General features: G+C 70.9%; 10 protein-coding genes. 9 read left to right on the top strand and 1 reads right to left on the bottom strand.

The annotated features are described in order from the left end of the window. The 9 genes from DK254_RS12285 to DK254_RS12245 form a co-directional block, all read left to right on the top strand. The coding region (locus DK254_RS12285; RefSeq protein WP_177412056.1) for an ethanolamine ammonia-lyase reactivating factor EutA at positions 1-518 on the top strand (518 nt) is incomplete at its 5' end. Between the two features lie 9 nt (positions 519-527). Then, positions 528-1889, top strand: a complete 1362-nt coding sequence (locus DK254_RS12280; RefSeq protein ID WP_109933924.1) for an ethanolamine ammonia-lyase subunit EutB — start codon at positions 528-530, stop codon at positions 1887-1889. A gap of 10 nt (positions 1890-1899) precedes the next feature. Next, positions 1900-2781, top strand: coding sequence for an ethanolamine ammonia-lyase subunit EutC (eutC, locus tag DK254_RS12275; RefSeq protein WP_109933923.1), 882 nt, complete (start codon positions 1900-1902; stop codon positions 2779-2781). A 25-nt stretch (positions 2782-2806) separates the two neighbouring features. After that, positions 2807-3466 carry an ethanolamine utilization microcompartment protein EutL gene (eutL, locus tag DK254_RS12270; RefSeq protein ID WP_009615714.1) on the top strand — a complete coding sequence of 220 codons (660 nt, stop codon included), beginning with the start codon at positions 2807-2809 and terminating at the stop codon, positions 3464-3466. Between the two features lie 13 nt (positions 3467-3479). Next, on the top strand, positions 3480-3974 hold the full coding sequence (locus DK254_RS12265) for a BMC domain-containing protein (protein WP_109933922.1): 495 nt from the start codon (positions 3480-3482) through the stop codon (positions 3972-3974). Then, complete coding sequence (locus DK254_RS12260; RefSeq protein WP_109933921.1) at positions 3971-5341, top strand: 4Fe-4S dicluster domain-containing protein; 1371 nt, start codon at positions 3971-3973, stop codon at positions 5339-5341. Before DK254_RS12265 ends, DK254_RS12260 begins: the two co-directional genes overlap by 4 nt. After that, positions 5326-5874: a BMC domain-containing protein gene (locus tag DK254_RS35040; protein WP_109933920.1), complete on the top strand. Its 549-nt coding sequence runs from the start codon at positions 5326-5328 to the stop codon at positions 5872-5874. Before DK254_RS12260 ends, DK254_RS35040 begins: the two co-directional genes overlap by 16 nt. Before the next feature lie 108 nt (positions 5875-5982). Further along, on the top strand, positions 5983-7041 hold the full coding sequence (eutR, locus tag DK254_RS12250; protein WP_109933919.1) for an HTH-type transcriptional regulator EutR: 1059 nt from the start codon (positions 5983-5985) through the stop codon (positions 7039-7041). Between the two features lie 98 nt (positions 7042-7139). Continuing rightward, positions 7140-8324 carry an acetate/propionate family kinase gene (locus tag DK254_RS12245; RefSeq protein WP_109933918.1) on the top strand — a complete coding sequence of 395 codons (1185 nt, stop codon included), beginning with the start codon at positions 7140-7142 and terminating at the stop codon, positions 8322-8324. A gap of 26 nt (positions 8325-8350) precedes the next feature. On the opposite strand, the gene dxs is transcribed toward DK254_RS12245, so the two are convergent. Beyond that, a partial coding sequence (gene dxs / locus DK254_RS34355; protein ID WP_177412055.1) for a 1-deoxy-D-xylulose-5-phosphate synthase occupies positions 8351-10239 on the bottom strand: 1889 nt, incomplete at its 5' end.

Genomic DNA, 10239 nt, shown 5'->3' with positions numbered 1-10239 from the left:
CCGAGCCGAAGCAGACCGTGCGCGCCACCGTGATCGGCGCCGGCGCCCACAGCCTGTCGCTGTCCGGCAGCACCATCTGGCTGCGCGAAATGCAGCTGCCGATGCGCAACGTGCCGGTGGTGCCCTGCGCGACCAATTGGGCCACCGGCCAGGGCGAGGGACTCGCCGACGGCTGGCGGCAGAACCTGCGGCGCATGGACCTGCGCGCCGACGAAGACCTCTATGCCCTGGCCCTGCCGGCGGACCTGCCGGTGGCCTACCGGGCCATCCAGCGCTGCGTGGACGAACTCGCCGGCTTCCAGCGCCATGCAACCCAAGCCCATCCGCTGCTGGTGGTGGCCGCCCAGGACCTCGGCAAGGTCCTCGGCATGCTCCTGCAGCCGCGCCTGGCCGGCCGCGCCCTGGCGGTCATCGACGAAGTGGCGACCAGCGATGGCGACTACATCGATATCGGTAGCCCGTTATTCGACGGCGAGATCCTCCCGGTCACCGTCAAGTCACTGGCTTTCCCTTCCTGAGGTGGTGTTATGAAGCTCAAGACCCAGTTGTTCGGCAAGACCTATCAGTTCAAGGACGTCAAGGAGGTCCTGGCCAAGGCCAACGAGCCGCGCTCGGGCGACGTGCTCGCCGGCGTGGCGGCGGCCACCGCGCAGGAGCGGGTGGCGGCCAAGCAGGTGCTGTCGGAACTGACGGTGGCCGACATCCGCATGAACCCGGTGATCCCCTACGAGGAGGACAGCGTCACCCGGCTGATCCAGGACGGCATCAACGAGAGCGCCTACGCGCGCATCGCCCAGTGGCGCATCGGCGAGCTGCGCGAGTACATCCTCGCCGACGACACCGGCGCCGACGACATCGCCTTCCTGCGCAAGGGCCTGAGTTCCGAGGTGGTGGCGGCGGTGGCGAAGATCTGCTCCAACGCCGACCTGATCTATGGCGCCAAGCGCATGCCGGTGGTGAAGAAGGCCAACAACACCATGGGCCTGCCCGGCCGCTTCAGCGCGCGCCTGCAGCCCAACGACACCCGCGATGACGTGCAGAGCATCGCCGCGCAGCTGTACGAGGGGCTGTCCTACGGCATCGGCGACGCGGTGATCGGCGTCAACCCGGTGACCGACAACGTCGAGAACCTCACCCGCGTGCTGCACACCGTCTACGAGGCCATCGACAAGTTCGCCATCCCCACCCAGGGCTGCGTGCTGGCCCACGTCACCACGCAGATGGAGGCGATCCGCCGCGGCGCGCCGGGCGGGCTGATCTTCCAGAGCATCTGCGGCAGCGAGAAGGGCCTGCGCGAATTCGGCGTGGAGCTGGAGATGCTCGAGGAGGCGCGCGCGGTGGGCGCCGAGTACAACCGCATCGCCGGGCCCAACTGCCTGTACTTCGAGACCGGCCAGGGCTCGGCGCTGTCCGCCGGCGCCCACCACGGCGCCGACCAGTTGACCATGGAGGCGCGCAACTACGGCCTGGCCCGGCACTTCGACCCGTTCATGGTCAACACCGTGGTCGGCTTCATCGGCCCGGAGTACCTGTACAACGACCGCCAGATCATCCGCGCCGGCCTGGAAGACCACTTCATGGGCAAGCTCAGCGGCATCTCCATGGGCTGCGACTGCTGCTACACCAACCACGCCGACGCCGACCAGAACTCCAACGAGAACCTGATGATCCTGCTCGCCACCGCCGGCTGCAACTTCATCATCGGCATGCCGATGGGCGACGACATCATGCTCAATTACCAGACCAACGCCTTCCACGACACCGCCACCATCCGCCAGCTGCTGGGCCTGCGCCCGGCGCCGGAGTTCGAGCGCTGGCTCGAACGCATGGGCCTGATGAGCGACGGCCGGCTGACCGACCGCGCCGGCGATCCATCCATTTTCTTCTGAGGGAAGCGACATGTATCAGCAGCAGATCGAGGACATCGTCCGTTCGGTATTGAATGAACTCCAGGCCCGCCCCGCGGCCGCGCCGGCCACCGCGCCGACGCCCGCCGCGAGCGCCGTGGAAGACGGCCTGTGCGCCTGGGACCTGGGCTCGGAACAGGCCCGGCAGTGGATCGGCGTCGAGGCCCCGCAGCGCGCCGAGGTGCTGGAGGAATTCCGCAAGGCCACCGCCGCGCGGGTGTGCCTGGGCCGCGCCGGCGTGCGCCCGCGCACCCAGGCGTTGCTGCGCTTCCTCGCCGACCACTCGCGCTCCAAGGACACCGTGCTCAAGGAGGTGCCCGCCGAGTGGGTGGCCCAGCAGGGCCTGCTGGAAGTGCAGTCGGAAATCGACACCAAGGACCAGTACCTGACCCGCCCGGACATGGGCCGCCGCCTCGGCGAGAAGGCAGTGGCGACCCTGCTGGCCGAGTGCAGGAAGAACCCGCAGGTGCAGGTGGTGATCTCCGACGGCCTGTCCACCGACGCGGTGACGGTGAACTTCCAGGAAATCCTCCCGCCGCTGCTGGAGGGCCTGAAGAGCGCCGGGCTGGACGTCGGCACGCCGTTCTTCGTGCGCTACGGGCGGGTCAAGGTCGAGGACCAGATCGGCGAACTGCTCGGCGCCCAGGTGGTGATCCTGCTGGTGGGTGAGCGCCCCGGCCTGGGCCAGTCCGAGAGCCTGTCCTGCTACGCGGTGTACAAGCCGACCCTGGCCGGCACCGTGGAAGCCGACCGTACCTGTATCTCGAACATCCACCGCGGCGGCACGCCGCCGGTGGAAGCGGCGGCGGTGATCGTCGACCTGGCCAGGCGGATGCTGGACAAGCAAGCCTCCGGCATCGCCCTGAACCGCTGAGCCCCATCCTGAGGAGCAACCCGACATGAGCATTCTCGATCCGATCAAACCGAGCGTCACGGCCATGCGCCTGATCGCCTCGTTGCAGGAAGACTTCCGCCGCGAGCTCAAGGTGGGCGAGCACATCCGCAGCCTCGGGCTGATCAGCGTCGACTCCGACGACGTCGCCTACATCGCCGCCGACGAGGCCACCAAGCAGGCTCAGGTGGAAGTGGTGTACGGCCGCTCGCTGTACGCCGGGGCGGCCAACGGGCCGTCGTCCACCGCCGGCGAGGTGCTGATCATGCTCGGCGGCCCCAACCCCGCCGAGGTGCGCGCCGGGCTCGACGCCATGAACGAGGTGATCGAGGCCGGGCCGAGCTTCCGCTGGGCCGACGACGCCCACAGCGTGGCCTTCCTCGCCCACGTGGTGTCGCGCACCGGCAGCTACCTGTCGGCCGGCGCCGGCATCGCCCTGGGCGACCCCATCGCCTACCTGGTGGCGCCGCCGCTGGAGGCCACCTACGGCATCGACGCCGCGCTCAAGGCCGCCGACGTGCAACTGGTGACCTACGTGCCGCCGCCCTCGGAAACCAACTACTCGGCGGCCTTCCTCGCCGGCAGCCAGGCGGCCTGCCGCGCCGCCTGCAACGCCTTCTCCGAGGCGGTGCTGGAGATCGCCCGCAACCCCATCCAGCGGGCCTGAGGAGGTGAGCGCCATGATCGATGCCCTGGGGTTGCTGGAGGTCAGGGGCCTGGCCTGCGGCATCGAGGCCGCCGACGCCATGCTCAAGGCGGCGTCGGTGCGCCTGCTGCGCCAGGCCGTGACCAACCCGGCGCTGGTCACCCTGGTGGTGGAGGGCGACCTGGCCGCCTGCCGCGCCGCGCTGGACGCCGGCGCGGCGCTGGCCAGCCGGCGCGGCTGCCTGGTCGGCCGCAAGGAAATCGGCCGCCCGGAAGACGACACCGCCTACCTGCTGGGCACCCTGCTGGACGCCGGGCAAGACCCGGCGCCGCGCCCTGCGCCGGCGCCGGAGGAGGCGCTGCTCGGCCTGCTCGCCCGGCGCAGGCAGGGCTACAGCGCCAGCGAGGTGGCGGCGGCCTTCGACATCCCGGTGGCGCAGGCCCGGGCCTGGCTGGAGGGCCTCTTCGCCCAGGGCCGGCTGCGCCGCCGCAGTAGCCGCTACCGCCTGCCGGGAGGGGCGCCGCGATGATCGCCGTGCAGGCCCTGGCGCCCGACGAGATCCGCCGCCGGGTATTCGCCGCCGGCGTGGTGGGGGCGGGGGGCGCGGGCTTCCCGACCCACGTCAAGCTGCAGGCCGAGGCGGAGATCTACCTAGTCAACGGCGCCGAGTGCGAGCCCCTGCTCAAGGTCGACCAGCAGCTCGCCGTGGAACAGGCCGAATGGCTGCTCAAGGGCCTGCTCCACGGCATGGCCGCCACCGGCGCGAAGGAGGGGATCATCGCCCTCAAGGCCAAGTACCGGGCGGCCATCGACTGCCTGCAACCGCTGCTGCCCGAGCGCGTGCGCCTGCACATACTGCCGGACGTCTACCCGGCCGGCGACGAGGTCATCACCATCTGGCTGGCCACCGGCCGGCGCGTGCCGCCGGCGGCGTTGCCGCTGGCCATCGGCGTGGTGGTGAGCAACGTGCAGACGCTGATCAATGTCGGCCGCGCCGTGGAACTGCAGGCGCCGGTGACCCACCGCACCCTGACCGTGAACGGCGCGGTGCGCCAGCCGCTGACCCTCGACCTGCCGCTGGGCACGCCGCTGCGCGAAGCCCTGGCCCTGGCCGGCGGCAGTACCGTGGAGCGCCCGGCCTTCATCAACGGCGGGCCGATGATGGGGCGCCTGCTGGACGACCTCGACGAGCCGGTGAGCAAGACCACCGGCGGCCTGCTGGTGCTGCCGGAAGACCATTTGCTGGTGCGCCGCCGCCGGCAGGGCATGGACTCGGTGCTGGCCATGGCCCGCTCGGTGTGCGAGCAGTGCACGCTGTGCACCGAGCTGTGCCCGCGGCACATGATCGGCCACGAACTGCCGCCGCACCTGATCGTGCGCGCCACCAACTACCGGCACGTGGCGCAACCCAGCGTGCTGCTGTCGGCGCTGACCTGCTCCGAATGCGGCATCTGCGAGGCCTACGCCTGCCCGGTGGACATCTCGCCGATGCGCCTGAACCAGGCGCTCAAGGCCCGCCTGCGCGAAGAGGGCGCCCGCTACCAGGGCGAACTGCGCGCCGCCGACCCCATGGCCGAGTACCGCCTGCTGCCGGTCAGCCGCCTGGTCTCGCGCCTGGAACTACAGGCCTACAACCACAAGGCGCCATTGCTGGCGCAGGAACACCACCCCGCCGAGGTGCGCCTGGCGCTGCGCCAGCACATCGGCGTGGCCGCCCGGCCCTGCGTCGCCGTGGGCCAGCAGGTGGCATTGGGCGACTGCATCGCCGAAGTGCCCGAAGGACAACTCGGCGTGCCGCTGCACGCCAGCATCGCCGGCCGCGTGGCGGAGGTCGGCGACAGCCACATCCGCCTCGTCGCCAACCCGCCAGGAGAAGCTTCATGCACCACGCCATAGGCTTGATCGAACTGACCAGCATCGCCCGCGGCGTGCAGCTCGCCGACCTGATGCTGAAGAGCGCCGACGTGCAGCTGCTGGCGGCCAAGACCATCTGCCCCGGCAAGTACATCGCCATGGTCGGCGGCGAGGTCGCCGCGGTGCGCCAGGCGGTGCAGGCCGGCGCGGAGGAAGGCGGACAGATGCTGGTGGACCAGTTCGTCCTGGCGAACATCCACGAATCGGTGCTGCCGGCCATCAGCGGCGTCAACCCGGTGGACGAGCCGCGTGCGCTGGGGGTGGTGGAAACCTTCAGCGTGGCGGCCTGCATCGAGGCCGCCGATGCCGCGGTGAAGGCGGCCAACGTCACCCTGGTGCGGGTGCACATGGCCTTCGGCATCGGCGGCAAGTGCTACCTGGTGCTGACCGGCGAGATCGCCGACGTGGAGGCGGCGGTGCGGGTGGCCTGCGCCAGCGCAGGGGAAAAGGGCCTGCTGGTGCACGCCATGACGGTGGCCAGGCCGCACCTTGACCTGTGGCAACACCTGCTCTGACGAATTCTCCACAGTGTGAGGCAGCCACAGAGCTACCCACCTGGCCGTGCCTTGCAGACGAAACCCGACCCGCTCGCGCGGGTCCCTGAAGTCATCGGGCAAGGCGTCATGTCGGACAAGAAAAGCGCAATCGATCTGCATCACCTGTGGGCGTGCGAAGGCGCGCCGGGCGGGCTGGACGAACCCCTGGGCCACGGCGACGGCGTGCGCCGGCGGCAGACCGGCGACGTCTACGCCCACGCCTGCAACATCACCGCCTGGCAGCAGCTCTACGACCAGCTCGACCCCGGGCCCTTCCGCGGCGAGCTGACCGAGGTCTGGCTCGACGGCCTGCAGTTCTTCCGCGAATACACCAGCCACGCGCTGCACCAGTCCTGCATGGTCTGGCCCGGCGCCTTCTGGTTCGGCATCCCCTACGGCGACAAGGACGTCGGCTACATCGGCCGCGATTGCATCGACGCCCAGGCCATCGCCGTGCGCCCGGGCGGGCGCGAGTTCGAGCTGAGCACCCCGGACGACTACAACATCCTCGGCCTGGTGGTGGAGCGCGAGGCGCTGCTGGAGCACCTGGAGCTGGAGGAGCTGCGCCACCTCGGCCTGCTGCTGGAGGAGTCGCGCCTGCTGCAGGTCGAGCCCGGCGCCCGGCGGCGCCTGTGCGACTTCATGCGCGCCGCGCTGGCGCTGGCCCAGGTCGAGCCGCTGAGCCTGCGCGAGCCCGCGGTGGCGCGGCAGCTGAACCACGACCTGCTGTTCTGCCTGCTGGACCTGCTGCAGGGCGCCGAAGCGGCCCGCCACGCCTGTTCCCGCACCCTGCTGCGCAAGCACTGGGTGGTCGCCAGGGCGCGCGAATACGTGCTGGAAAACCCCGCGCGGCCGGTGAGCGTGCTGGAGCTGTGCCGGCTCCTGCACGTCAGCCAGCGCACGCTGCGCAACTGCTTCCTGGACGTGCTCGGGCGCAGCCCCATCCACTACCTCAAGGCCGTGCGCCTGAACGCCGTGCACCGCGAGCTGGGCAGCCCCCACTCGCCCTACGCGACCGTGCAGGACGCCGCCATGGCCTGGGGGTTCTGGCACATGGGGCAGTTCGGGCGCGACTACCAACTGCTCTTCGGCGAGCGGCCCTCGGCCACCCTGGCCAACCGCGAACGCCTGAGCGCGGCCTGGTAGGCCGCACCTCTTCCTCCCGGCGCGCCCGTGCCCGGCCCTTCGCGGTCCGGGGCGGCGTGGCGCGCCGGGCTCTCCCTTGTCCTGCAGGAAACCCTTCCATGTCCGACCGAAGCATCCTCGTCATCAACTGCGGCAGTTCGTCGATCAAGTTCGCCCTGGTCGACGAAAGCGCCCCCGAGTTCCGCGCCAGCGGCATCGTCGAATGCCTGGGCACGCCCCAGGCCAGCCTGCGCATCGTCGACGCCGGCGGCCGCGCCGACCTCGCCCTGCCCAACGCCGACCACCGCCAGGCCCTGGCGCGCCTGCTGCCGCTGGTGCAGGCGGCCGCCGAAGGGCGCCTGCGGGGCATCGGCCACCGCGTGGTGCATGGCGGCGAGCACTTCAGCCAGGCCTGCCGCATCGATCCGCAGGTCATGAGTACCATCCGCGACACCGTCGCCCTGGCGCCGCTGCACAACCCCGGGGCCCTGGCCGGTATCGAGGCCGCCCTGGCGCTGTACCCGCAACTGCCGCAGGTGGCGGTGTTCGACACCGCCTTCCACCAGAGCCTGCCCGAGCACGCCTACCGCTACGCCCTGCCGGAAAGGCTGTACCGGCATTTCGGGGTGCGCCGCTACGGCTTCCACGGCACCAGCCACCGCTACGTCAGCCAGCGCGCCGCCGCCCTGTGCGACCTGCCGGCGGAGGACAGCTGCTGGCTGTCGGCGCACCTGGGCAACGGCAGTTCGACCTGCGCCATCGTCAACGGCCGCAGCCGCGACACCAGCATGGGCATGACGCCGCTGGAGGGGCTGGTGATGGGCACGCGCAGCGGCGACGTCGACCCCAACCTGCACGGCCACCTGATCCGCAGCCTGGGCTGGAGCATCGAGGAAGTCGACAGGATGCTCAACGAGGACAGCGGCCTGCTCGGCCTGTCGGGGTTGTCCAACGACATGCGCACCCTGGAGCAGGCGCGTGCCCGGGGCCATGCGGGCGCGGCCCTGGCCATCGAGGTGTTCTGCTACCGCCTGGCCAAGTCCCTGGCGGCGATGGGCTGCGCCATGCCGCGCATCGACGGCCTGGTGTTCACCGGCGGGATCGGCGAGAACTCGCCGCTGGTGCGCGCCAGGACCCTGGCCCACCTGGCGTTTCTCGGTTTCGCCGTCGACGAGGCGGCCAACGACGCGTGCGTGGGCGGCCGCTGCCGGGCCATCCACCGGCCCGGCTCGCCGCGGGTGCTGGTGGTGCCCACCGCCGAGGAGCGCATGATCGCCCTGGACACCCTGGCGCTGCTGGGCTGACGCGGTCCGGCGCCGCGCGCCGGGGCTCAGGCCTCGGGCGCGGGGGTGGCCAGCTGCGCCAGGCGCGCGGCGATGGCGCGCTCGATGCCGGCGGCGTCCAGGCCGCATTCGGCGAGCATCTGCGCCGGCTTGGCGTGTTCCACGTAGTAGTCCGGCAGGCCCAGGTGCAGCAGCGGCAACTGGCGGTTCTCGCGGGCGAGGAACTCGCCGACCGCGGCGCCGGCGCCGCCCATCACGGCGTTCTCTTCCACGGTCACCAGCAGTTCGTGGCTGTCGGCCAGTTCACGCACCAGGGCCTCGTCCAGCGGCTTGACGAAGCGCATGTCGGCCACAGTGGCGTCGAAGCGCTCGGCCACCTGCAGGGCCTCGGCCAGCTGCACGCCGAAGGCCAGGATGGCGACCTTGCCGGCCTTGCCCTGGCGGCGCAGCACGCCCTTGCCGATTTCCACCGGCTCCAGCGCCGGGTCGATCGGCGTGTTCGGGCCGCTGCCGCGCGGGTAGCGCACCGCCGCCGGGCCCTGGAACAGGTAGCCGGTGGTCAGCAGCTTGCGCAGCTCGTCCTCGTCGCTGGGGGTCATCACCAGCATGCCGGGGATGCAGCGCAGGTAGGAAAGGTCGAAGCTGCCGGCGTGGGTCGGGCCGTCCTCGCCCACCAGGCCGGCGCGGTCGATGGCGAAGAGCACGTCGAGGTTCTGCACGGCGACGTCGTGGATCAGTTGGTCGTAGCCGCGCTGCAGGAAGGTGGAGTAGATCGCCACCACCGGCTTGATGCCGTCGCAGGCCATGCCGGCGGCCAGGGTGACCGCGTGCTGCTCGGCGATGGCCACGTCGAAGTAGCGCTCCGGGAAGCGCTCGGCGAAGGCCACCAGGTCGGAGCCTTCCTTCATCGCCGGGGTGATGCCGACCAGGCGCGGATCCTGCGACGCCATGTCGCACAGCCACTGGCCGAAGACGTTCGAATATTTCGGCCCGCCGGCCTTCTTCGGCGCGGCGCCCGCCGGCTCCAGCTTGGTGATGGCGTGGTAGCCGATGGGGTCGGCCTCGGCCGGGGCGAAGCCCTTGCCCTTCTTGGTCACCACGTGGAGGAACTGCGGGCCCTTGAGGTCGCGCATGTTGCGCAGGGTGGCGATCAGCGTGGGCAGGTCGTGGCCGTCGATGGGGCCGATGTAGTTCCAGCCCAGCTCCTCGAAGAGGGTGCCGGGGACCAGCATGCCCTTGGCGTATTCCTCGGTGCGGCGGGCGATCTCCCAGGCCCCGGGCAGGCGCGAGAGCACCTTCTTGCTGCCCTCGCGCATGCTGCTGTAGGTGCGGCTGGAGAGGATCTTGGCCAGGTAGTTGGACAGGCCGCCGACGTTGTGCGAGATCGACATGTCGTTGTCGTTGAGGATCACCAGCATGTCGGCCTGCACGTCGGAGGCGTGGTTCAGCGCCTCGAAGGCCATGCCGGCGGTCAGCGCGCCGTCGCCGATCACCGCCACCGACTTGCGCCCCGAGCCCTGCATGCGGGCGGCGATGGCCATGCCCAGGGCGGCGCTGATGGAGGTGCTGGAGTGGCCGACGCCGAAGGTGTCGTACTCGCTCTCGGAGCGGCGCGGGAAGGCGGCCAGGCCGTCCTTCTGGCGCAGCGTGCCCATGCGCTCGCGGCGGCCGGTGAGGATCTTGTGCGGGTAGGCCTGGTGGCCGACGTCCCACACCAGGCGGTCGTCCGGGGTGTCGAAGACGTAGTGCAGGGCGATGGTCAGTTCGATCACCCCCAGGCCCGCGCCGAAGTGGCCGCCGGTCTGGCCGACGCTGTAGAGCAGGTACTGGCGCAGTTCGTCGGCGAGGGTGACGAGCTCCGCCTCGCCCAGCCGGCGCAGTTCGACCGGCGTGCCGGCGCGGTCGAGCAGGGGAGTGGCGGGGCGCTCGCGGGGAA

This window comes from Pseudomonas sp. RW407 (assembly GCF_003176655.1).
Lineage (GTDB): Bacteria > Pseudomonadota > Gammaproteobacteria > Pseudomonadales > Pseudomonadaceae > Pseudomonas > Pseudomonas delhiensis.
The sequence above is the reverse complement of the archived record's forward strand: the minus strand, read 5'-3'. Positions and strand labels throughout refer to the sequence as shown.

Coding starts and splice junctions, on each gene's coding strand:
- DK254_RS12280 (WP_109933924.1), top strand. CDS start 528: ATGAAGCTCAAGACCCAGTTGTTCGGCAAGACCTATCAGTTCAAGGAC.
- eutC (WP_109933923.1), top strand. CDS start 1,900: ATGTATCAGCAGCAGATCGAGGACATCGTCCGTTCGGTATTGAATGAA.
- eutL (WP_009615714.1), top strand. CDS start 2,807: ATGAGCATTCTCGATCCGATCAAACCGAGCGTCACGGCCATGCGCCTG.
- DK254_RS12265 (WP_109933922.1), top strand. CDS start 3,480: ATGATCGATGCCCTGGGGTTGCTGGAGGTCAGGGGCCTGGCCTGCGGC.
- DK254_RS12260 (WP_109933921.1), top strand. CDS start 3,971: ATGATCGCCGTGCAGGCCCTGGCGCCCGACGAGATCCGCCGCCGGGTA.
- DK254_RS35040 (WP_109933920.1), top strand. CDS start 5,326: ATGCACCACGCCATAGGCTTGATCGAACTGACCAGCATCGCCCGCGGC.
- eutR (WP_109933919.1), top strand. CDS start 5,983: ATGTCGGACAAGAAAAGCGCAATCGATCTGCATCACCTGTGGGCGTGC.
- DK254_RS12245 (WP_109933918.1), top strand. CDS start 7,140: ATGTCCGACCGAAGCATCCTCGTCATCAACTGCGGCAGTTCGTCGATC.